The sequence below is a fragment of the Bounagaea algeriensis genome (assembly GCF_054491375.1).
Window position 1 is genome coordinate 3,313,542 of sequence record NZ_CM137102.1, and the last position, 26,988, is coordinate 3,340,529.

General features: G+C 72.2%; 30 protein-coding genes. 11 read left to right on the forward strand and 19 right to left on the reverse strand.

Features of this window, described 5'->3' with window-relative positions; translation table 11 throughout:
- Positions 1–335 precede the first annotated feature (335 nt).
- From ACVGV2_RS15095 to ACVGV2_RS15115, 5 genes are all read left to right on the forward strand, one after another.
- Positions 336–1,367, forward strand: a complete 1,032-nt coding sequence (locus tag ACVGV2_RS15095) for an ABC transporter substrate-binding protein (protein WP_459163006.1) — start codon at positions 336–338, stop codon at positions 1,365–1,367.
- A 154-nt stretch (positions 1,368–1,521) separates the two neighbouring features.
- Complete coding sequence (locus tag ACVGV2_RS15100) at positions 1,522–2,535, forward strand: FecCD family ABC transporter permease (RefSeq protein ID WP_459166008.1); 1,014 nt, start codon at positions 1,522–1,524, stop codon at positions 2,533–2,535.
- Positions 2,532–3,314 carry an ABC transporter ATP-binding protein gene (locus ACVGV2_RS15105; RefSeq protein ID WP_459163007.1) on the forward strand — a complete coding sequence of 261 codons (783 nt, stop codon included), beginning with the start codon at positions 2,532–2,534 and terminating at the stop codon, positions 3,312–3,314. Before ACVGV2_RS15100 ends, ACVGV2_RS15105 begins: the two co-directional genes overlap by 4 nt.
- A gap of 83 nt (positions 3,315–3,397) precedes the next feature.
- Entirely contained in the window at positions 3,398–3,550 is a 153-nt protein-coding gene (locus tag ACVGV2_RS15110; protein ID WP_459163008.1) for a hypothetical protein, read from the forward strand.
- Positions 3,547–3,699: a hypothetical protein gene (locus ACVGV2_RS15115; protein WP_459163009.1), complete on the forward strand. Its 153-nt coding sequence runs from the start codon at positions 3,547–3,549 to the stop codon at positions 3,697–3,699. The genes ACVGV2_RS15110 and ACVGV2_RS15115 overlap by 4 nt, the downstream gene beginning before the upstream one ends.
- Before the next feature lie 98 nt (positions 3,700–3,797).
- Here ACVGV2_RS15115 and lgt read toward each other — a convergent pair whose 3' ends face one another.
- From lgt to ACVGV2_RS15145, 6 genes are all read right to left on the reverse strand, one after another.
- A complete protein-coding gene (gene lgt / locus ACVGV2_RS15120) occupies positions 3,798–4,853 on the reverse strand; it encodes a prolipoprotein diacylglyceryl transferase (protein WP_459163010.1) in 1,056 nt (351 codons plus the stop codon).
- Between the two features lie 129 nt (positions 4,854–4,982).
- On the reverse strand, positions 4,983–5,780 hold the full coding sequence (gene trpA, locus ACVGV2_RS15125; RefSeq protein WP_459166009.1) for a tryptophan synthase subunit alpha: 798 nt from the start codon (positions 5,778–5,780) through the stop codon (positions 4,983–4,985).
- An 11-nt stretch (positions 5,781–5,791) separates the two neighbouring features.
- Positions 5,792–7,048: a tryptophan synthase subunit beta gene (gene trpB, locus ACVGV2_RS15130; RefSeq protein WP_459163011.1), complete on the reverse strand. Its 1,257-nt coding sequence runs from the start codon at positions 7,046–7,048 to the stop codon at positions 5,792–5,794.
- 22 nt (positions 7,049–7,070) lie between these two features.
- Entirely contained in the window at positions 7,071–7,880 is an 810-nt protein-coding gene (trpC, locus tag ACVGV2_RS15135; protein WP_459163012.1) for an indole-3-glycerol phosphate synthase TrpC, read from the reverse strand.
- A 327-nt stretch (positions 7,881–8,207) separates the two neighbouring features.
- On the reverse strand, positions 8,208–8,813 hold the full coding sequence (locus tag ACVGV2_RS15140) for a Trp biosynthesis-associated membrane protein (protein ID WP_459163013.1): 606 nt from the start codon (positions 8,811–8,813) through the stop codon (positions 8,208–8,210).
- Entirely contained in the window at positions 8,810–10,420 is a 1,611-nt protein-coding gene (locus ACVGV2_RS15145) for an anthranilate synthase component I (RefSeq protein WP_459163014.1), read from the reverse strand. The genes ACVGV2_RS15140 and ACVGV2_RS15145 overlap by 4 nt, the downstream gene beginning before the upstream one ends.
- Positions 10,421–10,556: 136 nt before the next feature.
- Here ACVGV2_RS15145 and ACVGV2_RS15150 point away from each other — a divergent pair, with 136 nt between their 5' ends.
- Positions 10,557–11,195: a TetR/AcrR family transcriptional regulator gene (locus ACVGV2_RS15150; protein WP_459163015.1), complete on the forward strand. Its 639-nt coding sequence runs from the start codon at positions 10,557–10,559 to the stop codon at positions 11,193–11,195.
- An 8-nt stretch (positions 11,196–11,203) separates the two neighbouring features.
- Here ACVGV2_RS15150 and hisI read toward each other — a convergent pair whose 3' ends face one another.
- From hisI to ACVGV2_RS15170, 4 genes are all read right to left on the reverse strand, one after another.
- Complete coding sequence (gene hisI, locus ACVGV2_RS15155; RefSeq protein ID WP_459163016.1) at positions 11,204–11,557, reverse strand: phosphoribosyl-AMP cyclohydrolase; 354 nt, start codon at positions 11,555–11,557, stop codon at positions 11,204–11,206.
- The gene (gene hisF, locus ACVGV2_RS15160) at positions 11,554–12,321 is read right to left on the reverse strand and encodes an imidazole glycerol phosphate synthase subunit HisF (RefSeq protein ID WP_459163017.1); all 768 of its coding nucleotides are present in this window, start codon (positions 12,319–12,321) and stop codon (positions 11,554–11,556) included. Before hisF ends, hisI begins: the two co-directional genes overlap by 4 nt.
- 191 nt (positions 12,322–12,512) lie before the next feature.
- Complete coding sequence (arsB, locus tag ACVGV2_RS15165; RefSeq protein WP_459166010.1) at positions 12,513–13,577, reverse strand: ACR3 family arsenite efflux transporter; 1,065 nt, start codon at positions 13,575–13,577, stop codon at positions 12,513–12,515.
- A gap of 132 nt (positions 13,578–13,709) precedes the next feature.
- Complete coding sequence (locus ACVGV2_RS15170; RefSeq protein WP_459163018.1) at positions 13,710–14,069, reverse strand: ArsR/SmtB family transcription factor; 360 nt, start codon at positions 14,067–14,069, stop codon at positions 13,710–13,712.
- A gap of 78 nt (positions 14,070–14,147) precedes the next feature.
- On the opposite strand from ACVGV2_RS15170, the gene ACVGV2_RS15175 reads away from it, so the two are divergent.
- The gene (locus tag ACVGV2_RS15175) at positions 14,148–14,612 is read left to right on the forward strand and encodes an ArsI/CadI family heavy metal resistance metalloenzyme (RefSeq protein ID WP_459163019.1); all 465 of its coding nucleotides are present in this window, start codon (positions 14,148–14,150) and stop codon (positions 14,610–14,612) included.
- Positions 14,613–14,839: 227 nt separating this feature from the next.
- On the opposite strand, the gene priA is transcribed toward ACVGV2_RS15175, so the two are convergent.
- From priA to hisH, 3 genes are all read right to left on the reverse strand, one after another.
- Positions 14,840–15,577 (reverse strand): bifunctional 1-(5-phosphoribosyl)-5-((5-phosphoribosylamino)methylideneamino)imidazole-4-carboxamide isomerase/phosphoribosylanthranilate isomerase PriA, encoded by a 738-nt coding sequence (gene priA / locus ACVGV2_RS15180; protein WP_459163020.1) that lies wholly within the window; start codon positions 15,575–15,577, stop codon positions 14,840–14,842.
- A gap of 73 nt (positions 15,578–15,650) precedes the next feature.
- The gene (locus ACVGV2_RS15185; protein WP_459163021.1) at positions 15,651–15,848 is read right to left on the reverse strand and encodes a hypothetical protein; all 198 of its coding nucleotides are present in this window, start codon (positions 15,846–15,848) and stop codon (positions 15,651–15,653) included.
- On the reverse strand, positions 15,845–16,471 hold the full coding sequence (gene hisH, locus ACVGV2_RS15190) for an imidazole glycerol phosphate synthase subunit HisH (protein ID WP_459163022.1): 627 nt from the start codon (positions 16,469–16,471) through the stop codon (positions 15,845–15,847). The genes ACVGV2_RS15185 and hisH overlap by 4 nt, the downstream gene beginning before the upstream one ends.
- An 89-nt stretch (positions 16,472–16,560) precedes the next feature.
- Here hisH and soxR point away from each other — a divergent pair, with 89 nt between their 5' ends.
- Positions 16,561–17,055: a redox-sensitive transcriptional activator SoxR gene (gene soxR, locus ACVGV2_RS15195; RefSeq protein ID WP_459163023.1), complete on the forward strand. Its 495-nt coding sequence runs from the start codon at positions 16,561–16,563 to the stop codon at positions 17,053–17,055.
- Positions 17,056–17,283: 228 nt separating this feature from the next.
- On the opposite strand, the gene ACVGV2_RS15200 is transcribed toward soxR, so the two are convergent.
- Together ACVGV2_RS15200 and ACVGV2_RS15205 are read right to left on the reverse strand one after the other, a co-directional pair.
- Positions 17,284–17,964, reverse strand: coding sequence for a response regulator (locus ACVGV2_RS15200; RefSeq protein ID WP_459163024.1), 681 nt, complete (start codon positions 17,962–17,964; stop codon positions 17,284–17,286).
- Positions 17,961–19,640 (reverse strand): sensor histidine kinase, encoded by a 1,680-nt coding sequence (locus tag ACVGV2_RS15205; RefSeq protein WP_459166011.1) that lies wholly within the window; start codon positions 19,638–19,640, stop codon positions 17,961–17,963. Before ACVGV2_RS15205 ends, ACVGV2_RS15200 begins: the two co-directional genes overlap by 4 nt.
- Positions 19,641–19,831: 191 nt before the next feature.
- Between ACVGV2_RS15205 and ACVGV2_RS15210 the strand changes: the two genes are divergently transcribed.
- Together ACVGV2_RS15210 and ACVGV2_RS15215 are read left to right on the forward strand one after the other, a co-directional pair.
- Positions 19,832–21,334 (forward strand): cation:dicarboxylate symporter family transporter, encoded by a 1,503-nt coding sequence (locus ACVGV2_RS15210; RefSeq protein ID WP_459163025.1) that lies wholly within the window; start codon positions 19,832–19,834, stop codon positions 21,332–21,334.
- Positions 21,335–21,420: 86 nt separating this feature from the next.
- The gene (locus tag ACVGV2_RS15215) at positions 21,421–22,569 is read left to right on the forward strand and encodes an IS30 family transposase (RefSeq protein ID WP_459163026.1); all 1,149 of its coding nucleotides are present in this window, start codon (positions 21,421–21,423) and stop codon (positions 22,567–22,569) included.
- A 20-nt stretch (positions 22,570–22,589) separates the two neighbouring features.
- On the opposite strand, the gene ACVGV2_RS15220 is transcribed toward ACVGV2_RS15215, so the two are convergent.
- From ACVGV2_RS15220 to hisD, 4 genes are all read right to left on the reverse strand, one after another.
- Positions 22,590–22,745: a hypothetical protein gene (locus ACVGV2_RS15220; protein WP_459163027.1), complete on the reverse strand. Its 156-nt coding sequence runs from the start codon at positions 22,743–22,745 to the stop codon at positions 22,590–22,592.
- 5 nt (positions 22,746–22,750) lie between these two features.
- Positions 22,751–23,371: an imidazoleglycerol-phosphate dehydratase HisB gene (gene hisB / locus ACVGV2_RS15225; RefSeq protein WP_459163028.1), complete on the reverse strand. Its 621-nt coding sequence runs from the start codon at positions 23,369–23,371 to the stop codon at positions 22,751–22,753.
- A complete protein-coding gene (locus tag ACVGV2_RS15230; protein WP_459163029.1) occupies positions 23,368–24,510 on the reverse strand; it encodes a histidinol-phosphate transaminase in 1,143 nt (380 codons plus the stop codon). The genes hisB and ACVGV2_RS15230 overlap by 4 nt, the downstream gene beginning before the upstream one ends.
- Positions 24,511–24,588: 78 nt before the next feature.
- Positions 24,589–25,962, reverse strand: coding sequence for a histidinol dehydrogenase (gene hisD / locus ACVGV2_RS15235; protein WP_459163030.1), 1,374 nt, complete (start codon positions 25,960–25,962; stop codon positions 24,589–24,591).
- Between the two features lie 195 nt (positions 25,963–26,157).
- Here hisD and ACVGV2_RS15240 point away from each other — a divergent pair, with 195 nt between their 5' ends.
- A complete protein-coding gene (locus ACVGV2_RS15240) occupies positions 26,158–26,916 on the forward strand; it encodes a YqeB family protein (protein ID WP_459163031.1) in 759 nt (252 codons plus the stop codon).
- Positions 26,917–26,988: the final 72 nt, after the last annotated feature.

Below are 26,988 nucleotides of genomic sequence, written 5' to 3' on the forward strand. Positions count from 1 at the left end.
CTGGCGCGGCATCGACCCCTCGACGCACGCGGCCGGGGCGTCCCGCACCGGCCGTCGATGAACTCCCCGCCACCTCCCGCGGATCGGTGCAGGACGGAGTGAGAATCGCCTCTCGTCGGCGCGCTCACCGCGCGATCACCACCGCCGACGGGCAGCCCGCGTTCCGTCGCCGCAGCGGAACCCGCACGCCTCGGGCTTCGCCAGCGGACGCGACCAACCGATCGTCTCCTGGTATCTTTCCAGCTCAGACACTCGTCGCCACGGGTGCGCAGGAAGCTGTCCCGGCCCGGCCACGCATCCGGGGGGCCACGATCGCAACCGATCCGAGGAATGAGATGACCCGGTTCCGCCGTCTGCTCGCACTGTTCTTCGCCCTGCCGCTGCTGTTCGGGTTCGGCGCCTGTGCCAGCCGGCCGCATTCGGACCCGCAGCCCCCGGAGCACGATCCGGCCTCCGCGTTCCCGGTCCGCGTGGAACTGCCCGGCCAGGACCCCGTGACCCTGCCGCAGCAGCCGAAGCGCATCGTCTCGCTGTCGCCGACCGCGACCGAGACGCTGTACGAGATCGGTGCGGGCGACGAGGTCGTGGCCACCGACAAGGACTCGAACCACCCGCAGCGGGCGCCGCGCACGGAGCTGTCCGCGCTCAACACGGACGCGGCCGCCGTGGCCGGGCACAACCCGGATCTGGTGATCGCCCCGGGCAGCGCGCGCGATCTGGCCGAAGGTCTGCGCGCGGCCGACGTGCCGGTGCTGCTCACTCCCGCGGCCAACAACCTCGACGAGGCGTACCAGCAGGTCGAGGCGCTCGGGCAGGCCACCGGGCACGGGCAGCGGGCCGAACGGCTCACCCAGGAGATGCGCACCGAGATCGACCGCATCATCGAGGAAACGCCGAAGCCCGACCGGCCGCTGAGCTTCTACCACGAGGTCAGCCCCGACGGGTACACCGCGGGTCCGGACAGCTTCGTCGGCAGCATCTACGAGCGCTTCGGCCTGCGCAACATCGCCGAGCAAGCCGGGCCGTTCCCGCAGTTGTCGGAGGAGCGCGTGGTGCAGGCCGACCCGGACCTGGTCTTCCTGGCCGACACGAAGTCCACCCCGGCGACCGCCGAGAACGTCGGCAACCGGCCCGGCTGGGGCTCGCTCACCGCGGTGCGGCGCGACAACGTCGTCGAACTCGACGAGGACGTCGCCTCGCGGTGGGGCCCGCGCGTGGTCGAGCTGGTCCGCAGCATCGGCAAGGCCGTGACCGAGGCGCAGGGACCGACCGCCACGCAGAGCCCCAGCGGGAGCCAGACCCCCGGCGGGGCCCAGAACCCCGGCGGGGCGCAGCCGAGCGGCGCGGAGAACCCGGGCGCTCCGTGAGCCAGACGACCCGGCGCATCCCCCGGCACGCGGCCCAGTTCGCCCCGCGTGCACCGTGGTCCCCGTGTCCACACGCAGGGCGAGCACGAACGCAGTGAGCGAGGACGGCGCGCACCCCCGCCACGACCGGGACGACGCGCGCACGCCCGCGCCCGTGCCCCGGCGCTCGCGGCTGCGCCCGCAGCACCTGGTGATCGCGGTCGCCGTCCTGGCGGTGAGCACGCTCGCCTCGCTCGTGCTCGGTGCGGCCGAACTCGGTGCCGACCGCGTGCTCGCCGAGATCGGCGCGCAGCTCACCGGCGGTGTCTCCCCGCTCTCCGAACGCGAAGCCGCCATCCTTTGGGAGCTGCGGGCCCCGCGCGTGGTCCTCGGGGTTCTCGTCGGCGCCGCGCTGGCCGTCTCCGGTGCCGCGTTCCAGGGCGTGTTCCGCAACCCGCTGGCCGACCCGTACCTGCTCGGGGCCGCCTCGGGCGCCGGGCTGGCGGTCACGATCGTGCTGGCCACCGCACCCGCGGCCGGTTCCTCCGGGATCGTGCAGCTGGTGGCCTTCGCCGGCGCGCTCGCCGGTGTCGGGTTGACCTGGGCGGTGGGCCGCTCGGCGGGGCGGGACACGGGCACGCTCGTGCTCGCCGGCGTGGCCGTGGGCGCTTTCCTCACCGCGGTGCAGAGCTTCACCCAGCAGCTCAACCTGGAATCGCTGGACGCCGTCTACCTGTGGATCCTGGGCCGGCTGAGCACCACCGGCTGGAGCGAAGTGCTCATCGTGCTGCCGTACCTGGCGGTGGCCGCGGCCGTGCTGCTGCCCTGCTCCCGCCTGCTCGACCTGCTGGGCACCGGGGACGAAGAAGCCAGTGCCCTCGGCGTGCGCCCCGGCAGGGTCCGCCTGCTCGTGCTGGGCGCGGCATCGCTGGCCACCGCCGCCGCGGTGTCGGTGGCCGGGCTCATCGGATTCGTCGGACTCGTCGTGCCGCACCTGGTGCGGCTGGCCGCGGGCGGCAGTTTCCGCGTCATCGTGCCGCTGTCGCTGCTGTTCGGCGGGATCTTCCTGGTGTTCGCGGACATGCTGGCGCGCACCCTGCTCGCCCCCGCGGAGATCCCGATCGGCGTCATCACCGCGTTCACCGGTGCCCCGTTCTTCGCCGCGCTGCTGCACCGGAGGCGAACATGAGCGAGCTGCGCATCGCCGGCCTCAGCGCCGGCTACCGCAACACGCCGGTGTTGTGCGACGTGTCCGCCGAGGTGCCCGCCGGGGGCTGGCTCGGCGTCATCGGTCCGAACGGTTCCGGCAAGTCCACCCTGCTGAAGACGATCGCCGGGCTGGTGCGCCACAGCGGCGAGGTGTCGGTGGACGGGCGCTCGGTGGGCGCGCTGTCGCGCCGGCAACGCGCCCGCGTGCTCGGTTACGCCCCGCAGATCCCGCAACTGCCGATCGGGCTCACCGTCACCGACTACGTGCTGCTGGGCCGAACGCCGCACCTGGGCCCGCTCGGCCGCGAGGGACGCGCGGACCTGGAGCTGGTGCGCGAACTGCTCGACCGGCTCGACCTGACGCGGCTGGCCGAGCGGTGGTTGTCCACCCTCTCCGGCGGCGAGCGGCAGCGGACCGTGCTGGCGCGCGCGCTGGCCCAGCGCGCGGGGGTGCTGCTGCTCGACGAGCCCACCACGGGATTGGACGTGGGCCACGCGCAGGGGCTGCTGGACCTCGTCGACGAGCTGCGGCACGAGCTGGGCACGACGGTCGTTTCCACGCTGCACGACCTCACCCTGGCCGCCCAGTACGCCGAGCGGGTGCTGTTCCTGCACGAGGGCGGCGTGGCCGCCGCGGGCGCACCGAAGGACGTGTTCACCGCCGAGACGCTCGGCGAGCGATACGCGGCGCGCGTGACCGTGCTGCGCACCCCGGGCGGAGCGCCCGTGATCGCCCCCGTGCGCGCGGACGGGGCCTGAGCGCGGACGGGTCCGGGGCTGCCGACGCCCCCTGCTCTCGGGGGCTTGGCCAGTGGATGATTTCTCGTTCATATGGGATGAACATGCACCGGCCGAAGTTCCTGAACCTGATGGACCGCATCGAGGACGGGCAGGTCGAGCATCTGCTGGCGATCGTGCACACCTTCTCGTGCCGGCTGTCCGGGCTGGACCGCTACGAGAAGCAACTCGAGGACGAGTTCGGAGCCGAGCGGTGACGGTCACCCGCACCGCCGGCAGCGATGACCTGAATCCGGGCAAGCGCGCCGCGCTGGCGAGCAGGCTCGGCGTCCGGGTCAGCTCGGGGCCGCGGCGGCGGGTGTCGTCGCTGACTCGAATCGCACTGCCGGTCGACATCGACTGTTGACGAATTCCGTCAACAGTTCTCGTCGACGGCCGAGGCGGAACCGCGGGCGGTCGTGCCGCGCCGAGGTCGGGGAAACCCACCGGGCCCGCTGCGCGCCGCTACGCGGAGCCGCCGGTGTCCTCGCCGGATCGCCGCTCGCGTTCGGCGGAGCCGGTGTCGGTCCCCTGCCCGCTCTCGACGGACGTGCCGCCCGCCGGCTCGTCGCCGTCCCGCGCGGCGAGGTCCTGCTCGTCCTCCTCGCCCGGCATCGGTCGGCCACGCAGCTCGGACGGCTCCTCCCGCCGACCGCGGACGAAGAAGAGGTAGGCCACGGCGAGCAGGAACACGGCGGCCGCGGTGAACACGTTGATGCGCACGCCGAGGAGGTGCGTCGCCTCGTCGGTGCGCATCATCTCGATGAAGAACCGGCCGAAGGTGTAGCCGGCGACGTAGAGCGCGAACACCCGACCGCGGCCCATGCGGAACCTGCGGTCGAGCACCACGATGGCCGCGCACACGAGCACGTTCCACACGAGCTCGTAGAGGAACGTCGGATGCACCACGGCGATCGGGGTGTGGTCCAGCGCGACCCCGCCGATCGGGTCGGCCAACCCCGTGGACGGATCGATGCGGCGGTAGATCTCCAGCCCCCACGGCACGTCCGTGGAAGCGCCGTAGAGCTCCTGGTTGAACCAGTTGCCGAGCCGCCCGATGCCCTGGGCGAGGACGATGCCCGGAGCCACGGCGTCGGCGAAGGCGGGCAGCGGGATGCGCCGGCTGCGGCAGCCGAACCACGCGCCGAGCGCGCCGAGCGCCACCGCGCCCCAGATGCCGAGACCGCCCTGCCACACCTTGAGGATGTCGAGCGGGTTCTGCCCCGGCCCGAAGTACTTGTCGTAATCAGTTGCCACGTGGTACAGGCGCCCACCGACGAGGCCGAACGGGACCGCCCACACGGCCACGTCCACGACGGTGCCCGGCCGCCCGCCCCGGGCGACCCAGCGCCGGCTGCCCCACCAGACGGCGATGACGATGCCCGCGACGATGCACAGCGCGTACGCGCGGATCGGGATCGACAGATCCAAGCCAGGGATCGGGATCTGCCACACTCCACGATCCGGACTGGGGATCGTGGCCAGATACGCGCTCGCCGAGGCGGCAACCGGGGCACTCACGAGGCACAGCGTATCGCTCCGCACCGCCCGCACCGGGCCGGGGCCAGCGCCGGTGATCCGCAGCGGCGGGAACCGCCCGGCGCCCAGGAACGGGCCGGGCGAACCGGACGGCGCAACGGCGGCTGCGGCTCAGCCGCGCACGGCCTGGCGGCCGCGCGCCACACCGCCGGCGAGCTCGGCAGCGAGGTCGCGCACCCGCTGCACCGCCTCGTCGGTGGAGCCGGCCGAGCGGACCCGGTCGACGAACGCCGACCCGACGATGACGCCGTCGGCGAAGCCGGCCACTTCCGCCGCCTGTTCCGCCGACCGCACGCCCAGTCCCACGCACACCGGCAGGTCCGTGTGCTCCCTGGTGCGGGAGACCAGCCCGGAGGCCGCAGCGCCGACGCTGTCGCGGGCACCGGTGACGCCCATGACCGAGGTGGCGTAGACGAAGCCGGTGGTCGCCTTCGTCGTCAGCGCCAACCGCTGCTCCGTCGAGGACGGGGCGACGAGGAAGATCCGCTCCAGCCCGTGCGCGTCCGTGGCGGCGATCCACTCGGACGCCTCGTCCGGGATGAGGTCCGGAGTGATCGCACCGAGGCCGCCGGCCGCGGCGAGGTCGCGCGCGAACGCGTCCTGGCCGTAGTGGTGCACCGGGTTGAAGTAGGTCATCGTGACCGCGCGTCCACCCGCCGCCGACACCGCGGAGACGACGTCGAACACGTCCGCGGTGCGGAAGCCGGCGCGCAGCGCCGTTGCACTGGCCGCCTGGATGGTGGGCCCGTCCATGACCGGGTCGGAGAACGGGAAGCCCACCTCGACGAGATCGCAACCGCCGTCGACCATCGCGCTCAGCAACCGCTCCGACTCGGCGACGGTGGGGAAACCGGCGGGCAGGTAGCCGATCAACGCGGCCCGCCCCGCGTCGCGGCACTCGCGGAACATCGCGTGCAGGCTCACGCCGTCTCCTCCCCGTCGACCAGCCCGAAGTAGTGGGCGGCGGTGTCCATGTCCTTGTCGCCGCGTCCGGAGAGGTTCACCAGCACGACCCCGTCCGGCCCGAGCTGCGGGCCGACCCGCAGGGCGCCGGCGAGCGCGTGCGCCGACTCGAGGGCGGGGATGATGCCCTCCGTCCGGCACAGCAGCTGGAAGGCGTGCATGGCCTCGTCATCGGTGACCGAGTGGTACTCGGCGCGGCCGCTGTCCTTCAGGTGCGAGTGCTCCGGCCCCACGCCCGGGTAGTCGAGCCCGGCCGAGATCGAGTACGCCTCGGTGACCTGCCCGTCGTCGTCCTGCAGCAGGTAGGACCGCGCGCCGTGCAGCGTGCCGGGGCTGCCCTCGCCGAGGGTGGCGCCGTGCTCCCCGCTGTCGATGCCGTGCCCGGCGGGTTCGCAGCCGAGCAGGCGCACGCCCGGGTCGTCGAGGAAGCCGTGGAAGATGCCGATGGCGTTCGACCCGCCGCCGACGCAGGCGGTGACGGCGTCCGGCAGCCGGCCGAGCAGCTCGCGGCTCTGGGCGCGGGACTCGTCACCGATGACCCGGTGGAAGTTGCGCACCATGAGCGGGAACGGATGTCCGCCGGCGACGGTGCCCAGCAGGTAGTGCGTCGAGTCGACGTTGGCGACCCAGTCGCGCAGCGCCTCGTTGATCGCGTCCTTGAGCGTGGCCGAACCGTTCTCGACGGGCACGACCTCCGCACCGAGCAGCCGCATGCGGGCGACGTTCAACGCCTGCCGCCGGGTGTCGACCGCGCCCATGTAGATCACGCAGTCCAGCCCGAGCAGGGCGCAAGCGGTGGCCGTGGCCACGCCGTGCTGGCCCGCGCCGGTCTCGGCGATGACGCGGCGCTTGCCCATCCGCCGGACGAGCAGCGCTTGCCCGAGCACGTTGTTGATCTTGTGCGAACCGGTGTGGTTGAGGTCCTCGCGCTTGAGCAGCACCCGCGCACCCGCGTGCTCGGCGAACCGGCTCGCCTCGGTCAGCAGCGAGGGGCGCCCCGCGTAGTCGCGGAACAGCCGGTCGAGCTCGGCCAGGAACTCCGGGTCCCGCTGCGCCTTGGCGTACTCCTCGGCCAACTCGTCCTGCGCGGCGACCAGCGCCTCCGGCAGGAACCGGCCGCCGTACTCGCCGAAGTGCCCGGCCGCGTCGGGGTCGTGCCCCTCGGGGACCGGCTTGCCCGGTTGGTGCGCACGGCCGAGGTTCGCGCCGCTCATCGCTGCTGCCTCCTGCTTCCGGTCAGCGACTCGACCGCGGACAGGCGGGGTGCGATCCCGCCGTGACCAGCTGGGTCACTGCCGTCTTGGGATTGTCACTGGTCACCAGGCCTTCACCGACCAGCACCGCGTCCGCACCGGAACCGGCGTAGGCCATCAGGTCGCTCGGCCCGCGCACCCCGGACTCGGCGACCTTGAGCAGCCCCAGCGGCAGACCGGGGGCGATGCGCCCGAACACGTCCCGGTCGACCTCCAGCGTGTGCAGGTTCCGGGCGTTGATGCCGAGGATCTTCGCCCCGGCCTCCATCGCCCGGTCCGCCTCCTCGGCAGTGTGCACCTCGACCAGGGCGGTCATCCCGAGCGACTCCACCCGGTCCAGCAGCGCCTCGAGGACGTTCTGCTCCAGCGCGGCGACGATGAGCAGCACCATGTCCGCGCCGTGCGCCCGCGCCTCGTGCACCTGGTACGGCGTGACGACGAAGTCCTTGCGCAGCACCGGCACGTTCACCCGGCTGCGGACCGTGTCGAGATCCGCCAGCGAGCCCCCGAACTTGCGGGGCTCGGTGAGCACGCTGATCACGCGCGCCCCCGCGGCCGCGTAGTCCGCGGCGAGGTCGGCGGGCTCGCCGATGTCGGCCAGTGCGCCCCCCGAGGGGCTCTGCCGCTTGACCTCCGCGATGACTCCCACTCCGGGTTCGCCGAGCGCGGCGAGCGCGTCGCGCGGTGGCTGAGCCAGCGCGGACCGCCGCTTGATCTCCTCGAAGGAGACCGCGGCCTCCCGCTCGGCCAAGTCCTCGCGAACGCCGTCGATGATGGATTCCAACACGCTCACGCGAACACCTCGCAGGCCGATTCCCGAAGAACCCGCGGTTGTGCGTTGACGAACTCGTTGCGCCAGATCACGACACTCCCCTTCCCGCCGTGCCGTCGCATCGCTGATGCTAAACCTCACGCGCCGCCGGTCCGTGCCAGGGGTCGTCCGAACGTCCCAGCACACCGGGGACCTTGGTCCCGCGCGGCGGTGGTTGCCCGCGTGCCGAGTGCCCTCCGCGTGCGGGCGCCGCACCCGCACCGCAGCCCTGCCGCCCACCGCGCCTGCCCGCGCGAGAGCAGCACCGGAGACCGTCCGATCTGTCCTGCTGTGGGCCCCCTGACCGATTCAGTGATTCTTGTCGTCATCCCGAACCGTGGGATCGCGCCCTTCGTCCAACTCGTCCCACAACACCCGATCGGGGTCCTTCGGCCGCTCCTTCGCCGCGCCGGGGGCCGAGTACTTCGCCCCCATCACGGGCAGGCGGCGCGCCCAGCCGGCCACGAGCGCACCGGCGACGAGCAGCACCACCCCCGCGCCCAGCGCGAGCAGGGACCCGGCCAGGTGCACCTCGGGCCGGGCCAGCGGCGTCGTCCCCGGCGGGACGCGATCGCCGCTGAGCGCTCCGCTGAGCACGCGGCCGGCGACCCGCCACACGAGCAGCACGCCCGCCAGGGCGACGAGCACGCCCACCAGGCGCCGCAGCCACCGGGCCGTCGCCAGCACCGCCGCGATCGCCGTCAGCGCGGCCAGCGCGACCGGAACCAGCTCCGGGAACAGCCGCGCACCGTCGGCGGTGACCGCGTCCTGCCGCCCGAAGGTGTCCCGGTACGCCTGCTCGACCCAGGTCATGGAACTCGCACCCCAGAGCAGCCCGGCCGCGGCGAGCGCGAGCAGGATGACCGCGCCCAGCAGCCCGCGACTCGGTGTCCGGGGCGCCGAACCGGTGCTCAACCTCGTCCTCCCTGCAGTTCCTGCTCCGCGGGCATTCCATGATCAGCGGGCAGTTCCTGCTCCGCGGGCGGTTCCCGGTCCGCGGGCAGCCGCAGCGTCTCCGCGGTGGCCACCGCGTTCAGCACTGCCCGGGCCTTGTTCAGGCACTCGTCGTCCTCGGCCGCCGGGTCCGAATCGGCGACGATCCCACCGCCCGCCTGCACGTGGGCCGTGCCGTCCCGCACGAGCCCGGTGCGGATGGCGATGGCCGTGTCGGCGTTGCCCGCGAAGTCGAGGTAGCCCACGACCCCGCCGTACAACCCGCGCCGCGTCGGCTCGAGGTCCTCGATCAGCTGCAGCGCGCGCGGCTTCGGCGCCCCCGACAGCGTCCCCGCCGGAAAGCACGAGGTCACCGCGTCGAAAGCCGTGCACCCCTCGGCCAGCTCCCCGGTCACGGTGGACACCAGGTGCATGACGTGGCTGTAGTGCTCGATCCGGAAGAAGTCGGTGACGCGCACCGACCCCGCCCGGCACACCCGCCCGAGGTCGTTGCGCCCCAGGTCGACGAGCATGAGGTGCTCGGCACGCTCCTTCTCGTCGTTCGCGAGCTCCTTCTCCAGCCGCAGGTCGTCCTCCTCGTCCGCACCGCGCCACCGCGTGCCAGCGATCGGGTGCGTCGTGGCCTGACCGTCCCGGACGGTGACCAGCGACTCGGGACTGGAACCGACGATGTCGAACGGCGCCCCGGTCTCGTCGCTCATGCGCAGCAGGTACATGTACGGGCTGGGATTCGTGGTGCGCAGCACGCGGTAGATGTCCAGCCCGTCGGCCCCGGTGTCCATCTCGAACCGCTGCGAGACCACCACCTGGAAGGCCTCGCCCGCGCGGATGGCCTCCTTGGCCCGCTCGATCGCGGCGAAGTGCTCCTCCTGGGTGCGCCGCCGCCGGAAGCCGGGGCGGGGCCGGGAGAAGGTCGCCACGGTCGGTTCGCTGGCGGTGCACAACCGCTCGGTCATCTCGTCGAGCCGGCGCACCGAGTCGTCGTAGGCGGCGTCGACCCGCTCCGGGCTGTTGTCCCAGTTCACGGCGTTCGCGATGAGCGTGACCGTGCCCTCGTGGTGGTCCAGCGCCGCCAGGTCCGTGGCCAGCAGCATGCCCATCTCGGGGATGTGCAGGTCATCGGTGGTGTCCGCGGTGATGTCCTCCAGTCGGCGCACGATGTCGTAGCCGAGGTAGCCGACCATCCCGCCCGTCAGCGGAGGCAGCCCCGGCAGCGGTTCGGTGCGCAGCAGCCGGTCCGTCTCCCGCAGGGCCGCCAGCGGATCGCCGTCGGCGGGCAGCCCCACCGGCGGCGTGCCCGTCCAGTGCGCCTGCCCGTCGCGCACGGTCAGCGCGGCGGCGCTGCGGACACCGATGAAGGACCACCGCGACCAGGAGCGCCCGTTCTCCGCCGATTCGAACAGGAACGTGCCCGGACGGTCCTCCGCCAGCTTGCGGTACACGCTCAGCGGCGTCTCCTCGTCCGCCAGCAGCCGCCGCACCACCGGGATCACCCGGTGATCAGTGGCCAGCTCGCGGAATTCCGCACGTCCCGGGCTGACGCTGCCGATCTCGCCGTCACCGACCATGGCAACATTGTGCCTGCCGCCCCGTCCCCGCCCGGTGGCGGCTCCGCCGCGCAGGCCGTTTCCCCACCACCGGTCTTCCGCACCCACCGGCGCGGAGGGCTTTGCCGCGCCCGCACGCACCGACGAGGATGCACCCGTGCACGATTCCGATTCCTCCGACCGCGGAGCGCGCCGCGGGCGGCGCGGCGGTGAGGGCGACACGCGCACCGCGCTGCTGGACGCGGCGCGCGCGGTGTTCCACGAGCACGGCTACGACCGCGCCACGGTGCGCCTGATCGCCGGACGCGCCGGAGTCGACCCCGCCATGGTCAACCACTGGTTCGGCGGCAAGGACGGGCTGTTCACCGCCGCGGTGGCGCTGCCGATCAACCCGGCCGAGCAGGTCTCCCGCGTGCTGCAGGGGGATCCCGAACGGCTCGGCGAGCGCATCGTGCGCCGGTTCCTCACCGTCTGGGACGAGGTGGGCGGCGGCGCGTTCGCGGCGCTGGTCCGCAGCCTGGCCGGGCACGAGCAGGCTGCGGCGATGCTGCGCGAGTTCCTGCAGACCGCGTTGTTCGAGCAGGTCACCACGTGGCTCGGGGCGGACCGCCCGCACCACCGCGCGGCGCTGTGCGCCACGCAGATGATCGGCCTGGGCATGGCCCGCTACGTGCTCCGGCTGGAACCGCTGGCCACGGCCGAGCACGACGCGGTGGTGGCGTCGATCGCCCCGAACGTGCAGCGCTACCTCACCGGCGAGCTGCCCGCCGAGGTCATCGCGGACGAGCCGGACTGAGCGCGACGCTACTGCTGCTCCTGCTCGAGCAGCACGTCCCGGTCGAAGCAGGTCCGGTCCCCGGTGTGGCAGGCACCGTCGACCTGGTCGACGAGGAGCAGCACCGCGTCCCCGTCGCAGTCCAGCCGCACCTCGTGCACGTGCTGGGTGTGCCCGGACGTCTCGCCCTTGACCCAGTAGCTGCCGCGGCTGCGGGAGTAGTAGGTGGCGCGCCGGGTCGTCATCGTGCGGTGCAACGCCTCGTCGTCCATCCACGCGAGCATGAGCACCTCGCCGGTGCCGCGCTGCTGCACGACCACGGCCACGAGCCCCTGCTCGTCGCGTTTGAGGCGGTCGGCCACCGCCGGATCGAGTGCGCTCATCGCACCGTGATCCCTTCCGCCGCCATGGCCGCCTTGACCTCGCCGATCCGCATCTGTCCGAAGTGGAACACGCTGGCGGCGAGCACCGCGTCGGCCCCCGCGCGAACCGCGGGGGCGAAGTGCTCCACGGCGCCCGCGCCACCGCTGGCGATCAGCGGCACGCTGACCACCTCGCGCACGGCGCGCAGCATCTCCAGGTCGAAGCCGGCCTTGGTCCCGTCCGCGTCCATCGAGTTCAGCAGGATCTCGCCGACGCCGAGCTCTTCCCCGCGGCGGGCCCACTCGACGGCGCACGTCCCCGTGCCCTCGCGACCGCCGTGCGTGGTGACCTCGAAACCGGAGGCCGTCCGGTCGTCACCGGTGCGGCGCGCGTCCACCGACAGCACGACGCACTGGGCGCCGAAGCGCTCCGAGGCCTCGCGCAGCAGCTCCGGGCGGGCCAGGGCGGCGGTGTTCAGGCTGACCTTGTCAGCCCCGGCGCGCAGCAGCCGGTCCACGTCGTCGGTGCTGCGCACGCCACCGCCGACGGTGAGCGGGATGAAGACCTGCTCGGCGGTGCGGCGCACCACCTCGAAGGTGGTCTCGCGGTCCGCGGAGGAGGCGGTCACGTCCAAGAAGGTCAGTTCGTCCGCGCTCTCTCCATTGTAGACGTGCGCCAGCTCCACCGGATCGCCCGCGTCCCGCAGGTCGGCGAAGTTGACACCTTTGACGACTCGTCCCGCGTCGACGTCCAGACACGGGATCACGCGCACCGCAACGGTCATGCCCGCAGGGTACCGGGCCGAGCGCGCGCACCGGCGAGCCCGCCGCACCGTGCGGTGCGGCGGCACGCGCCGAAGGGGGCCGCTTCACGAAGTCCTACGAGCGCTTTGCTGCGTCACTGCTGCGTCACTGTCCTAGTCGCCCGCAGCGACAGCAGGCGCGGAATGCTCCTCGGGCCGCGCGGTCGTGGGGATCACTGCCGCTGCGGTGCGTCGGCAGAGGCGGAGGACGCAGCGGGGGTGGTGAACCACCGTCGGGCGGCCAGCGAGACGTAGACGAGCCCGACTAGGACGGGGACCTCGATCAGCGGGCCGACGACGCCGGCCAGGGCTTGGCCGCTGGTCACGCCGAAGGTCGCGATGGCCACGGCGATGGCGAGTTCGAAGTTGTTGCCCGCGGCGGTGAACGCCAGCGTCGTCGAGCGCTCGTACGACATCCGCAGTCCCCTGCCGAGGGCGAACGTGCCCGCCCACATGATCACGAAGTAGATCAGCAGCGGCAGCGCGATGCGGGCCACGTCGAGGGGCTGGCTGGTGATCGCGTCTCCTTGCAGGGCGAACAGCACGACGATGGTGAACAGCAGTCCGCACGGCGCGATCGGACCGATGGTGGGCAGGAACCGCGTCTCGTACCAGGCGCGGCCCTTGGCGCGTTCCCCGAACCGGCGCGAGAGGTAGCCGGCGATCAAGGGGATGCCGAGGAAGATCAGCACGGATTGGGCGATCTGCCAGGCGGAGACGTCGAGTCCGACCTGGGACAGTCCGAGCCAGCCGGGCAGTACGTTGAGGTAGAACCAGCCGAGCCCGGCGAAGGCCAGGACCTGGAACACGGAGTTCAGCGCCACGAGCACGGCGGCGGCCTCGCGGTCGCCGCAGGCGAGGTCGTTCCAGATGATGACCATGGCGATGCAGCGGGCCAACCCGACGACGATCAGGCCGGTGCGGTACTCGGGCAGCTCGGGCAGGAAGGTCCAGGCCAGGGCGAACATCACCGCCGGGCCGACCAGCCAGTTGATGACCAGCGAGCTGACCAGCAGCCGCTTGTCGGAGGTCACGGTGTCCAGGCGGTCGTAGCGGACCTTGGCCAGCACCGGATACATCATCACCAGCAGCCCGATGAAGATCGGCAACGAGACTCCGGAGACCACGTGCAGCGAGTTCAACGCCGCGTCCAGCCCGGGGAGGAACCGGCCGGCCAGCAGACCGAGCACCATGGCCGCCCCGATCCAGATCGGCAGGAACCGCTCCAGGATCGACATGCGGCCCACCACCGTGGACGCGGGTGGTTCTGCCACCGTCCGGGTCACCTCGGCACCTCTCGCTCGAGTTCGCGTTTCGCTGGGTGATGCGGGAACGTCCCGCTCACCTGGGTTTCGTCGGGCGCGTGCAGCTCAGGCGGATGCGGCGGCAGGAGCCGGGCCCAGCACGGCGGAGAGCTGCTGCAGCGCCTCCGGCAGCACTCGGTAGTAGATCCACGTGCCGCGCCGCCGGCCGGTGATGACACCGGCTTCGCGCAGCACCTTGAGGTGGTGCGAGATCGTCGGCCCGGACAGCTCGAACGCCCCGGTCAGATCGCACACGCACGCCTCACCACCGGCGTGGGCGGCGATCAGCGACAACAGCCGCAGGCGCACGGGATCGCCCAGCGCCTTGAACACCGCCGACAGATCGGCGGCTTGCTCGGCCGACAGGGGGTCGCCGGTCGTCGGCGAGCAGCACCACCGCTGCGCATCCTGCGACTGTTTCGACATGTCTCTATATTGACAGGCATCAACCCAAGGAGCAAACTACGACTGTTGGTTCGACAAGAATCTAATCAGGGAGTGGTCATGTCCCGGATCCAGCTGGCCCTGCGGGTCGGTGACCTGCAGAGCTCGATCGACTTCTACAGCAAGCTGTTCGGCGCCGAGCCGGCCAAGCTGCGGCCCGGCTACGCCAACTTCGCCGTGGCCGAGCCACCGCTGAAGCTCGTGCTCCTGGCAGGCGAGCCCGGTCAGGCCACCGTGATGGACCACCTCGGCGTCGAGGTCGCCGACAGCGACACCGTCCACGACGCCACCCAGCGGTTGTCCGAGCTGGGGCTGTTCACCCAGGTCGAAGACGACACGACCTGTTGCTACGCCACCCAGGACAAGGTCTGGGCGCACGGGCCTGGTCGCGAGCCCTGGGAGATCTACGTCGTCAAGACCGACTCAGCCGAGTTCGGCCAGGACACCCCGACCACCGAACCGGCCGAGTGCTGCGACTCGGAGTGCTGCACCACCGAGACCACCTCGGCCGTCGCCAGCGCCTGACCCGACTTCCCGTCGGGCCCTTCGGCCGCATCCGCGAGGGCTCAGCACCCCCACCAACCAGACGGCGCCCTCACCTTCTCGGGAGAACGATGAATCCGCGCGGCCAGCTGCCGCCTCCCCACGTGCTCGCGATCCGCGTTCACCGCCGCCGAACAAGGTGCGGCGACTGAAACTGCCGAACTCGTGCGCACCCAGGGGCGTGCGCGGAACGACTCGCCAGCGTCCTGCTACGAGCCGGAGACGGCGGCGAAGGCCTCCTGCAGCGTGAAATTGCCGGCGTAGAGCGCCTTGCCGACGATCGAGCCCTCGAGCCCCTCGCCGGACAGCTGCGCCAGCGCACGCAGGTCGTCCACACTGGACACCCCGCCGGAGGCCACCACGGCCGCATCGGTGCTGCGGCACACCGCGCGCAGCAGCTCCGTGTTCGGACCGCCGAGCGTGCCGTCCTTGCTGACGTCGGTGACGACGTAGCGCCGGCACCCGGCGGCGTCCAAGCGGGCGAGCACCTCCCACAGGTCGCCGCCCTCGGAGGTCCAGCCGCGCGCGGCCAGCCGGTGGCCCTGCTCGGTGATGCGGACGTCGAGCCCGACGGCGATCCGCTCGCCGTGCTCGGCGACGACGCGGTCGGCCCACGCGGGGTCCTCCAGCGCCGCCGTGCCCAGGTTCACCCGCGCGCAGCCGGTCTCCAGCGCGGCGCGCAGCGAATCGTCGTCGCGGATGCCGCCGGACAGCTCCACCCGCGTGTCCAACCGGCGCACCACGTCGGCGAGCAGCTCGCGGTTGCTCCCGCGGCCGAACGCCGCGTCCAGATCCACCAGGTGGATCCACTCGGCACCGGACCGCTGCCACGTCAGCGCGGCCTCGAACGGGTCGCCGTAGGAGGTTTCGGTTCCGGCCTCGCCACGCACCAGGCGCACTGCCCGGCCATCGGCCACATCGACTGCGGGAAGCAACGTGAAACTCACGGAACCAGCCTACGACGCCCGCGGCCGCACCCGACGCGCGGTCCGCACGCCGACCGGCGACGGCCAGCAGCGGTCAGCGGCGCTCGGCGCGCGCCACCGCGTACACCGGCAGGCCGACGAGGAGCATCGCGAGCACGAGCACGAGCCACATCGGCACACCCGCCTGGGACAGGTGGGGCAGGCCGAAGCCGGCGGCGAGCCCGAACACGAGCAGCACCGCGATCATGCGAGTCGCCTTGCCCTGGCCCATCAGTCCGTAGCGTCGTGTCACAGCGCCGCCACCCAATTCCGCAGCAGTTGGCCTCCGGCTTCACCGGACTTCTCCGGGTGGAACTGGGTGGCCGCCAGCGGTCCCTGCTCCACCGCCGCCGCGAAGGCACCACCGTGCTCGCCCCAGCTCACCCGCGCCGGCGAGAATCCGGAGTCCGCGGAGTTCCAGTCCAGCACACCGTAGGAGTGCACGAAGTAGAACCGCGTCCCCTCGTCGAGACCGGCGAACAGGGTGCTGCCGGCGGGGAACTGCACCGTGTTCCACCCCATGTGCGGGAGCACCTCGGAGTGCAGTCGCTGCACCGTACCGGGCCATTGGCCGCACCCGTCGGCGGTTATGCCGTGCTCGACGCCGCGCTCGAACAGCACCTGCATACCGACGCAGATCCCCAGCACCGGTCGCCCGCCGGAGAGCCGCTGGTCGATCATCTTGTCGCCGCCCACGGCGAGCAGGCCGCGCATGCACGCCGCGAACGCACCCACCCCGGGAACGACGAGCCCGTCGGCCTCCACGGCAGCACAGTGGTCGGAGCTGACCTCGACCTCGGCACCGGCGCGCTCCAGCGCGCGCTCGGCGGAGCGCAGGTTGCCCGACCCGTAATCCAGTACGACCACTCGTGTCACGGACCTCAGAGTACCCGCCGTTCCCGGCGCGCAGGCCGTCCACCCCGTGCATCTCTGAAGTATGGTCGAAGTCCGCGTAGGCTGCGGGCATGACCAAGCGAGCGGAGCAGCTGACGATCGGCGAGGTCGCGCGGCGCAGCGGGGTCCCGCAGACGGCGCTGCGCTTCTACGAGGACCGCGGCCTGATCACCGCCAGTCGCACCAGCGGCAACCAGCGCCGCTACGAACGCGCCGTGCTGCGCCGGCTGGCGTTCATCCGCGCCGCCCAGCGCGTGGGGCTCAGCCTCGAGCAGGTCGCCGAAGCGCTGGACACCCTGCCGCACGAGCACGCACCCACGAAGGCCGACTGGGCGCGCCTGTCGCGGCGCTGGCGCGACGAGCTCGACGCGCGCATCGACGGGTTGCAGCGCCTGCGCGACCGGCTCACCGGCTGCATCGGCTGCGGCTGCCTGTCGCTGCGCGCCTGCTCGCTGCACAACCCGGACGACGCGCTCGCCGCCCAGGGGCCGGGTTCACCGGTGCTGCAACCCCGCGCCGACCGCCGCGGCCGCACCGGCGAGCGCCCCGCCCCGCACGCGGAATGACCCGACAAAGTCCCTGCTGCGGCCTGTTTCATCAGCGGTGCAGCCGCTTGCTCTGACTCGTCTGAGCAACGACAGTGCCTGCGGGTTCTCAGCGTTTTCCTGGCGAGGACGGTCCCGACGCTGTGTAGGTGGCTACATGAGGAGGGGCACCCGCAGTCCAGGGAAGCGCTGAGGTTCCGCCACCGACCTCGCTACGCAAACCAATTTGAAAAACTCCTTACTGGGTAGTCACTCCGCGTCGGCCCACTGGTAGGTCACGGCCGGCCTGCCCACGCCACCGTAGTGCGGCGCACGCACCACCACCGCCTGCTGCGCGAGGTACTCGAGATACCGGCGGGCGGTCACGCGCGAGGCTCCGGTCTCCCTTCCGACCTCCCCGGCCGAGACCCCCTCCGGGTGGGCGCGCACCACGGCGATCACCGCGTCCAGCGTCTCCTCGGCCATGCCCTTGGGCAGAGCGGTCGGACTCTCCTCCCGCAGGGCGGCGAAAGCGCGGTCGATCTCGGCCTGCCCACTGACGTCCCGGTCGTCGCCGAGCGTGGCGCGGAACCGGGCGTAGCGCTCCAGCTTGTCCCGCATGGCGGCGAACGTGAACGGTTTGAGCAGGTACTGCACCACGCCGCTGGAGACCGCCGCGCGCACCACCTTCAGGTCGCGGGCCGAGGTGACCGCGATCACGTCGGTGCCGCTGCCGGTGGTGCGCAGCGCCCGCGCCACCCGCAGCCCGTCCATGTCCGGCAACCGGACGTCCAGCAGGACGAGGTCGACCGGATGGTGCTCGACGAACCGCAGGGCCTCCTGCCCGGTGGCGGCCCTGCCCACGACGGTGAACCCGTCGATGCGGCGCACGTAGCTGTCGTGCGCCTGTCCCGCGACGGGGTCGTCCTCCACCACCAGCACCGAGATCAAGCCTGTCCCTCCGTCCGGTCGCTCCCGCGCCCCGCGTCGGGGTCCTGCTCCGCGTCGGGGTCCTGCTCCGCGTCGGGGTCCTGCGCCTCCGCCCCGTGCTGCGCACCGGCGCTGCCCGCGGCCGGCAACCACGCGGTGAACACCGCCCCCTCGTCGTACTGCACGTCAACGCTCCCGCCGTGACGGCGCACGGCCTGCCCCACCAAGGCCAGCCCGAGGCCGCGGTCGGACCCGCCGCGCGTCGACCAGCCGCGCCGGAACAGGCTGCGCACGGACTCCGCGTCGACGCCGGGACCGTTGTCGGCGACCTCGAACCACACCCCGTCGGGTTCGGACCGCGCGTCCACGGTCACCTGCGGATTCGACCGGTCCTGCACCGCTTCCACCGCGTTGTCGACGAGATTGCCGACGATCGTGACCAGGTCGCCCGGTCGGACGTGCTCGATGATGGCATCGTCGACCTCGATCTCCTCGGCGAGCACGAGCTCCACTCCCCGAGCGGCGGCATCGGCGCTCTTGCCCAGCAGCAGCGCCGCCAACACCGGTTCGGTCACCGCCCCGACGACGCGGTCGGTGAGTTCCTGCGCCGCGGCGAGCTCCGCCGTGGCGAACTCGACGGCCCGTTCGGTGCGGCCGAGCTCGACCAGCGAAACCACCGCGTGCAGCCGGTTGGCGGATTCGTGCGCCTGCGAGCGCAGGGCCTCGGCGAACCCCCGCACCGAATCCAGCTCGCCGCTCAGCGCCTGCAGCTCGGTGTGGTCGCGCAGGGTCACCACGGTCCCCTCCTGCATCCCGGAACTGCGCACCGGGGACACGTTGACTACCACCACCCGGTCGTCGGTCACGTGCACCTCGTCGCGCACCGACTCGTGGCCGGCGAGCGCGTCCGTCAGCTGCGCGGGCAGGCCGAGCTCGACCACCCGCGCGCCCTCCAGCTGTTCGACGGGCCGGGAGAGCAGTTCGGCGGCGCCGTCGTTGCACAGGCCCACCCGACCGCGCGGGGAGATCAGCAGCAACCCCTCCCGCACCGCGTGCAGCGTCGCCTCGTGGAAGTCGGAGCGCCGCGCGAGCTCCTCCGGGGTGAGCCCGTGGGTGTGGCGGCGCAGCCGGGCGCTGACCAGCGCGGTGAGCGCACCGCCGACGGCCAGCGCACCGACCGCCACGCCACCGAGGGCGAGCAGCTGCGTGCGCAGCTCGCTGCCCAGCACTTGCAGCTTGATCCCCGCGGAGACGAACCCGTGCAGCCCGCCCGCGTCGTCGTTGACCGGCACCACCGCCCGCACCGACGGTCCGAGCGTTCCGGTGTAGGTCTCGGTGAGCTGCCCGCCACCCCGGGGGATGTGCCCGACGAAGTGCTCGCCGATGCGCCGCGGGTCGGGATGGGTGTAGCGCACGCCCGCCGGCGACATGATCGTGATGAAGGCGACTTCGGTCTCGGCGCGCGCCTGTTCCGCGAGCGGCTGCAACGCCCGGCTCGGCTCCGGCCCGCGCACGGCGCGTCGCACCTCGGGCAGGGACGCCAGCGTGCGCGCCACCGCAGCGACCTCTTCGGTGGCCTCGCGATGGGTGCGCCGGGACGCGTCGTACCAGGCCAGACCGGCACCGGCCAGCACGACGACGGCGACGACCACCACCTGCAGCACGAACAGGCGGCGCGCCAGGCTCCACCGCCGCAGCCGCGCCGGACGAGACCACCCGCCCGGTGAGCGCGCGGTGTCGGCTCGATGACTCGAACGTGAACTCAATGAACACAACCGTGACGACGGGGACAACCGGCTCCGATAGTTTCCTCCGGTTTGTGGCGTGACCCGCGACACGGTCCGTGAACGCGCGGGTCACGAGCCCCTTCGGCGGCAAAGGAGTGTGCATGACTGCGCGTGCAGCGGCGCCCGCGCGGCGCCGGGACCGGACGCATTACCTCTACATCGCGGTGATCGCCGCGGTGCTCGGCGGGATCGCGCTGGGGTTCGCGGCCCCGGACGCGGCAACGGCGCTGAAACCGCTGGGCAGCGCCTTCGTCGAGTTGATCAAGATGATGATCTCACCGGTCATCTTCTGCACGATCGTGCTCGGCGTCGGCAGCATCCGGCAAGCGGCGAAGGTCGGCAAGGTCGGCGGGCTCGCGCTCGCCTACTTCATGGTCATGTCGATCGTGGCGCTGATCATCGGCCTGCTCGTGGGCAACGTGCTGCACCCCGGAGAGGGGATGCAGATGACCCAGGAGATGGCCGGCCAGGGTGCGCAGCAGCTCGACGGGGGCGGCGAGTCCACCGCGGAGTTCCTGCTCGGCATCATCCCGACCTCGCTGGTGTCGGCGCTGACCGACGGCGAAGTGCTGCAGACCCTGCTCGTCGCGCTGCTGACCGGCTTCGCGCTGCAGGCCCTCGGCGACTCGGGCAAACCGATCCTGCGCGGGATCGAACACCTGCAGAAGCTCGTGTTCAAGATCCTGTCGATGGTCATGTGGATCGCTCCGGTCGGCGCGTTCGGCGCCATCGCCGCCGTGGTCGGCGCGACCGGTGTGGACGCGCTGCAGGGCCTCGCGGTGATCATGCTCGGCTTCTACGTCACCTGCGTGCTGTTCGTGTTCGTCGTGCTGGGACCGATCCTGTGGCTGGTCGCCCGGGTGAACATCTTCACGCTGCTGAAGTACCTCGCCCGCGAGTACCTGCTCATCGTGGCCACCTCCTCCTCGGAGGCCGCGCTGCCGCGCCTGATCGCCAAGATGGAGCACCTCGGGGTGAGCAAACCGGTCGTGGGCATCACCGTGCCGACCGGCTACTCGTTCAACCTGGACGGCACGGCGATCTACCTGACCATGGCCTCGCTGTTCGTCGCCTCGGCGATGGGTGATCCGCTGTCGGTCGGCGAGCAGGTCTCGCTGCTGCTGTTCATGATCATCGCGTCGAAGGGCGCCGCCGGCGTCAGCGGCGCGGGCCTGGCCACCCTGGCCGGCGGCCTGCAGTCGCACCGCCCGGAACTCGTCGACGGCGTCGGCATGATCGTCGGCATCGACAGGTTCATGTCCGAAGCCCGCGCGCTGACGAACTTCACCGGCAACGCCGTGGCCACCGTCCTCGTCGGCGCGTGGACCAAGGAGATCGACCGCGACCGCATGAACGCGGTGTTCGCCGGCGCGGAACCGTTCGACGAGGCCACCATGCAGGACTCCGCGGACTCGGCGGACCCCGACGGCTCGGCGGGCGCCGCGGACTCGGCGGCCCCCGACGGCTCGGCGGGCCCCGGGGGCTCGGCGAAGAACACAGCTGCTTCCTCTGCGGCCACTCCCGGCCCGCCCCCGAGCAGCAGGGACGCCAATGACGACGGACAGGAGGCGAGCTCCACCGACCCCGCCCGCGCCGTTCGCTAGTTCCCCGGAAGGGAGGCGGACATTTCTCGAGAAATGTCGGCGACTTTTCTCGTGGGTGCTCAAGGGGTGGGTGCAAGACTGGCGGTATGCCTACGAGTGTGTCGTCGTTGCAGCAGCAGCGGGTGTGGTGGTGGCATCGTCAGGGAGCGACCGTGGCCGCGATTGCTCGGCTGGTTGCGGTGTCGTCTACGGCGGTGGAGGGTGTCCTCAATGCGCATGGCGGGATGGCGCCTGCGCCGCGGCGGCGGCATCCGCAGGCGTTGACGCTGTCCGAGCGGGAGGATATTTTCGCTGGTCTGGCCGCTCAGCAGACGTTTACCGCGATCGCGGCCGGACTGCGCCGGTCCGTGTCGACGGTCTCGCGCGAGGTGGGCCGCAACGGCGGTCGGGAGCACTACCGGCCGGCCCAGGCCGAGCAGGCCGCCGCCGATCGGGCGCGGCGGCCGAAACGCTCGGCCCTGGCCGAGCGGCCGCAGTTGGCCGCCTGGATCGCCGACCGGTTGGTCTACGACCGGTGGTCGCCGCGGCAGATCGCGGCCCGGCTGCCGCAGGAGTTTCCGCATGATGAGGACATGCGCACCTCGCACGAGACGATCTACCGCAGCCTGTATGTGCAGTCCCGCGGCGAGTTCCGCCGCGAACTGACCCGCTACCTGCGGCGGCGCCACTCCCGCCGCCGGCCGCAGACCCGTGTCAGCGAAACGCGGGGCCGGCTGCCGGACGCGGTGCCGCTGTCGGCCCGGCCGGCCGACGCCGAGGACCGCGCCGTGCCCGGCCACTGGGAAGGCGATTTGATCCTCGGCCGCGGTGGCTCAGCAATCGCCACCCTGGTCGAGCGGCACTCCCGCTTCGTGATGCTCACCGCCCTGCCCCACGGCAAAACCGCCGACGCCGTCGCTGAGGCGCTGGCCAGCATCATCACCCGCCTGCCCACCCAGCTGCGCCGCAGCCTCACCTGGGACCAGGGCAAGGAAATGGCCAACCACGCCCACTTCTCCGTCGCCACCGGCCTGCCCGTCTACTTCTGCCCACCCGGCACCCCCTGGCTCCGCGGCAGCAACGAAAACACCAACCGACTGCTCCGAGACTTCCTGCCCAAAGGCACCGACCTGGCCCAACACAGCCAAGCCGACCTCGACACCATCGCCAACAAACTCAACGCCCGCCCCCGCTGGACCCTCAACTGGGCCACCCCCGCCGAAACACTCCACCCCACCCTTGCACCCACCCCCTGAACCCGCCCGAGAAATGTCCGCTACCCGAAGAGCCAGCCGATTCCCGCGACCGCCGCCATCACCGCAGCCGCGGTGAGCACGATCGCCATGCCCCGCGCGGTTTTCCACGTGGTGTAGGCACCACCGCCCAGGAAGCCCGCCAGCCCCAGCAGCAGGATCGGCAGAAAATCTCGCATGAGCCCTACAGGCTTCCCTTGGTGGAGGGGACCGCGTCGGCGAACCGCGGATCCGGTTCCACGGCCGCGCGCAGCGCACGAGCGATCGCCTTGTACTGCGCTTCGGTGATGTGGTGCGGATCCCGCCCGTGGATCACCCGCGCGTGCAGGTTGATCTGCGCGTGGAAGGCGATCGACTCGAACACGTGCCGGTTGAGCACGAACGGGTAGTTGCCGCCGATGGTGAACGCGTCGTACTTCTCCGGCTCCCCGTCCAGCACGCAGTACGACCGGCCGGAGACGTCGACGGCCGCGTGCGCCAGGGTCTCGTCCATCGGGATCCACGCGTCGCCGAACCGCCGGATCCCCCTCTTCTCGCCCAGGGCCTGGCGCAGCGCCTGCCCCAGCACGATGGCGGTGTCCTCGACGGTGTGGTGCGCGTCGATGTGCGTGTCCCCGCCGGCGCGCACCGTCAGGTCGAACGCCGCGTGCGTGCCCAGCGAACCGAGCATGTGGTCGTAGAACGGCACCGTGGTGTCCACATCGGCCTTCCCCGTTCCGTCCAGGTCCACTTCGACCTGGACCGAGGACTCCTTGGTGGTGCGTTCCACCCGTCCGACGCGGGTTCCGGAAGCGAAAGTCGTCACTGTGCACCTCGTTCCAGTTCGTCGAGCACGCCCTTGCTCGCCGCCAGGAACGCGTCGTTCTCCTCCGGCGTGCCGACGGTCGTGCGCAGGTAGTGCGCGATTCCCATGTCGCGGATGAGCACATCGGACTCGAGATACCGCTGCCAGGCCCGGTGCTGTTCGGTGAACCGTCCGAACAGGATGAAGTTGGCGTCGCTGGGCACCACGTCGAATCCCATCTCGCGCAGCGCAGCAGCGACCCGGTCGCGCTCGTCGGCGAGCCGCTGCACCGAGCCGAGCGTGGCCTCGGCGTGCCGCAGCGCGGCACGCGCAGCGGCCTGGGTGGGCGCCGACAGGTGGTACGGCAACCGCACCAGCAGCAGCGCCTCGATCACCGCCGGCGCCGCGGCCAGGTAGCCGAGCCGCCCGCCGGCGAAGGCGAACGCCTTGCTCATGGTGCGGCTGACCACCAGCTGGGCGGGGAACTCGGCGAGCAGGGTCAGCGCGCTGGGCTCCGCGGAGAACTCGGCGTAGGCCTCGTCGATGATGACCAGGCCCGGAGCTGCCCGCAGGATCCGCCGCAGCTCCGCCACCTCCAACGACTGACCGGTGGGGTTGTTCGGGCTGGTCACGAACACGACGTCCGGCCGCTTCTCCGCCACCAGCGCGGCGGCCCGCTCCCCGTCGAGGCCGAAGTCCGCGCGGCGCGGCGCGGACAGCCATTCGGTGCGCGTGCCCGAGGCCAGGATCGGGTGCATCGAGTAGGACGGTTCGAAGCCGAGCGCGGTGCGCCCGGGACCGCCGAAGGCCTGCAGCAGCTGCTGGAGCACCTCGTTCGACCCGTTGGCCGCCCACAGGTTCTCCGTGCCCAGGGACACCCCGGTGGCCCGCGTGAGGTAGGCCGCCAGGTCGGCGCGCAGCGCGACCGCATCGCGGTCCGGGTAGCGGTGCAACGCGGTCGCCGCCTCGCGCACCGACTCGGCCACGTCGTCGACGAGCGCCGCCGGCGGCGGGAACGGGTTCTCGTTCGTGTTCAGCCGCACCGTCGTCTCCAGCTGCGGCGCGCCGTAGGGGCTGCTGCCGCGCAGGTCCTCCCGCAGCGGCAGGTCGGACAGCGCGGTGCCGCTTCCCGGCAGGCCCGTGCCAGGCAGGTCGTTCATCGGTTCAATCCTCGGGTTGTTCGGCGAGCCCCGGCGCCCGTGCGGGCGCGGGGCCGACTGGTGCTCACCCGCGGCGCGTCACTGCTCGCCGCGGCTTTCCAGGGCGGGATCGAGTTCGGCGGCCAGTGCCCGGTACTCCGCCGGGAAGCGCAGCGCGACGGCCTGCCCGTGCGCGGGCAGGTCCTCGGCCGCGGACAGCGCGACCACGTGGTCGGCGCTGTCGCGCAGGGCCTGCTCCGAGTAGGAGACCACGTGGATGCCGCGCAGGAAGCTCTGCACGCCCAGCCCGGACGAGTGGCGGGCACAACCGCCCGTGGGCAGCACGTGGTTCGACCCGGCGCAGTAGTCGCCCAGCGACACGGGGGCGTGCGGACCGACGAAGATCGCCCCCGCGTTGCGCACCCGCGCGGCCACGTCGTCCGCGTCGGCCGTCTGGACCTCCAGGTGTTCGGCGGCGTAGGCGTCCACCACGCGCAGCCCGTCCTCGACGCTCGACACGAGCACGCACCCGGACTGCTGCCCGGCCAGCGCGGTGCGGATCCGCTCCTCGTGGCGGGTGCGCGCCGCCTGGCGCCGCAGTTCCGCGTCGACCGCGTCGGCGAGCCGTTCGGACGTGGTCACCAGCACGCTCGCGGCGAGCGTGTCGTGCTCGGCCTGGCTGATCAGGTCCGCGGCGACGTGCACGGGGTCGGCGCCGTCGTCGGCGAGGATCGCGATCTCGGTCGGACCGGCTTCCGAATCGATGCCGATGACGCTGCGCAGCCGGCGCTTGGCGGCGGTGACGAACACGTTGCCGGGGCCGGTGACCATGTCGGCCGGGGTGAGTTCCGCGCCGTCGGTGTCGTGGGCGCCGTAGGCGAGCAGGGCGACCGCCTGCGCTCCGCCGATGCCCCACACCTCCTCGACGCCGAGCAGCTGCGCCGCGGCGAGCACCGTCGGGTGCGGCAGCCCGCCGAAGGCGTCCTGCGGCGGGCTGCACACCACCAGCGACTCGACCCCGGCTTCCTGCGCGGGCACGACGTTCATCACCACGCTGGACGGGTAGGCGGCCAGGCCGCCCGGCGCGTACAGCCCCACGCGGCTGACCGGCACCCAGCGCTCGGTCACCGTGCCACCGGGCACGACCTGCGTGCGCACGTCGCTGCGGCGCTGGTCGCGGTGCACCGCGCGGGCACGGGCGATGGACTCCTCCAGCGCCTTGCGCACGGCCGGGTCCAGTTCGTCGAGGGAGCGGCGCATCGCCGCCGCGGACACGCGGACCGACTCGGGACGCACTCCGTCGAAGCGCTCGGTCAGCTCCAACGCGGCCTCGGATCCGCGCTGCCGGACCGCCTCCAGCACGGGCTCGACCTCGTGCCCCACGTGTTCGACGTCCATCTCGGCGCGCGGCAGGCTCGCGCGCAGCTCGACGGTGGACGGGGCACGACCGCGCAGGTCGGAACGGCTAAGCATGGGCATCCTTCCAGAACCGGGACCGTCCCTGTTCAGGGTAGTCGCCGGTGAGCAGCGCCGGGCACGCTCCCGGCGCACGCCACACCAGCATCCGGCCGCACGGGCCTCGTTCGCGGCTCCGCGGAGACGCAGGTCACAGTGCTGCTCGGCGCGAGGGGTGCACGACCGGTCGGACCGGGCGGCCATACTGGCGCCATGAGCACCGAATCCTCCACCTCCGGAACCCCTGCTGCCGAGCCGGCAGCCGCCGGCGGGCAGGCCGCGGTCGGACGCACCGTACGGGCTTCCGCCTGGGTCCGCCGCGGCGCGTGGGTGCTGATGCCGGTGGTCGGCGCGGTGATCGCCCTGCTCGTCCGCCTGGCGGCCGAGTGGATCAGCACACTGGAGTGGTTCCCGTTCCAGGGCGTGTTCGAGCTGGCGGTGTACTTCGACGAGCCGTGGGCGAGCACCGTCGCCGCCGCGGTGGGGGCGGCGATCGGTGCGGGCTTTCCCGGGCTGTGGGCGCGGGAACGGCTGAGCCTGACCGTCTCCCGCGAGGCCGTGGAGGTGCACCAGGGCACGCGCACCCGGCGGTTCGAGGCGGACGCGATCGGCATCGCGTTCCTGGACGGGCGGCAACTGGTGCTGCTCACCCCGCGCGGCGCGGAGCTGGCGCGGTACGCGGCGAATCTCGACGCGCGGCAGTTGCGGCTGGCGTTCCAGGAGCACGGCTACCGGTGGTCCGCCGAGGATCCGCACGCCGGTCGGTACCGGCGGTGGGACGAGGACGACCCGGAGTTGCCACTGCGCGCGAACGCGCTGCTCGCCGAGCGGCAGCGGGCGTTGCGGCCGAACAACCACGCCGATCCGGAGGCGCTGCGCCTGCGCCTGCGCGAGCTCGACGTGGTCGTGCGCGACCGCGACCGCGAGCAGTACTGGCGTTTCGCCGAGCCCCCACCCGACCCGGCGGGCTGACCCCTTCCACCTCCGCGGCCCCGTCCGCGACCGCACCCCCGAGCGAGCAGCTTTCTGGAACCATCCCAGAGA

Coding starts and splice junctions, on each gene's coding strand:
- ACVGV2_RS15105 (WP_459163007.1), top strand. CDS start 2,532: ATGAGCGAGCTGCGCATCGCCGGCCTCAGCGCCGGCTACCGCAACACG.
- soxR (WP_459163023.1), top strand. CDS start 16,561: ATGACCAAGCGAGCGGAGCAGCTGACGATCGGCGAGGTCGCGCGGCGC.
- ACVGV2_RS15240 (WP_459163031.1), top strand. CDS start 26,158: ATGAGCACCGAATCCTCCACCTCCGGAACCCCTGCTGCCGAGCCGGCA.
- ACVGV2_RS15210 (WP_459163025.1), top strand. CDS start 19,832: ATGACTGCGCGTGCAGCGGCGCCCGCGCGGCGCCGGGACCGGACGCAT.
- ACVGV2_RS15230 (WP_459163029.1), bottom strand. CDS start 24,510: ATGAACGACCTGCCTGGCACGGGCCTGCCGGGAAGCGGCACCGCGCTG.
- hisD (WP_459163030.1), bottom strand. CDS start 25,962: ATGCTTAGCCGTTCCGACCTGCGCGGTCGTGCCCCGTCCACCGTCGAG.
- ACVGV2_RS15145 (WP_459163014.1), bottom strand. CDS start 10,420: ATGGTCGGTGACGGCGAGATCGGCAGCGTCAGCCCGGGACGTGCGGAA.
- ACVGV2_RS15110 (WP_459163008.1), top strand. CDS start 3,398: ATGCACCGGCCGAAGTTCCTGAACCTGATGGACCGCATCGAGGACGGG.
- ACVGV2_RS15095 (WP_459163006.1), top strand. CDS start 336: ATGACCCGGTTCCGCCGTCTGCTCGCACTGTTCTTCGCCCTGCCGCTG.
- trpA (WP_459166009.1), bottom strand. CDS start 5,780: ATGTTCCGCGAGTGCCGCGACGCGGGGCGGGCCGCGTTGATCGGCTAC.
- hisI (WP_459163016.1), bottom strand. CDS start 11,557: ATGAGCGCACTCGATCCGGCGGTGGCCGACCGCCTCAAACGCGACGAG.
- hisF (WP_459163017.1), bottom strand. CDS start 12,321: ATGACCGTTGCGGTGCGCGTGATCCCGTGTCTGGACGTCGACGCGGGA.
- ACVGV2_RS15220 (WP_459163027.1), bottom strand. CDS start 22,745: ATGCGAGATTTTCTGCCGATCCTGCTGCTGGGGCTGGCGGGCTTCCTG.
- ACVGV2_RS15215 (WP_459163026.1), top strand. CDS start 21,421: ATGCCTACGAGTGTGTCGTCGTTGCAGCAGCAGCGGGTGTGGTGGTGG.
- ACVGV2_RS15175 (WP_459163019.1), top strand. CDS start 14,148: ATGTCCCGGATCCAGCTGGCCCTGCGGGTCGGTGACCTGCAGAGCTCG.
- arsB (WP_459166010.1), bottom strand. CDS start 13,577: ATGTCGATCCTGGAGCGGTTCCTGCCGATCTGGATCGGGGCGGCCATG.
- ACVGV2_RS15170 (WP_459163018.1), bottom strand. CDS start 14,069: ATGTCGAAACAGTCGCAGGATGCGCAGCGGTGGTGCTGCTCGCCGACG.
- trpB (WP_459163011.1), bottom strand. CDS start 7,048: ATGAGCGGCGCGAACCTCGGCCGTGCGCACCAACCGGGCAAGCCGGTC.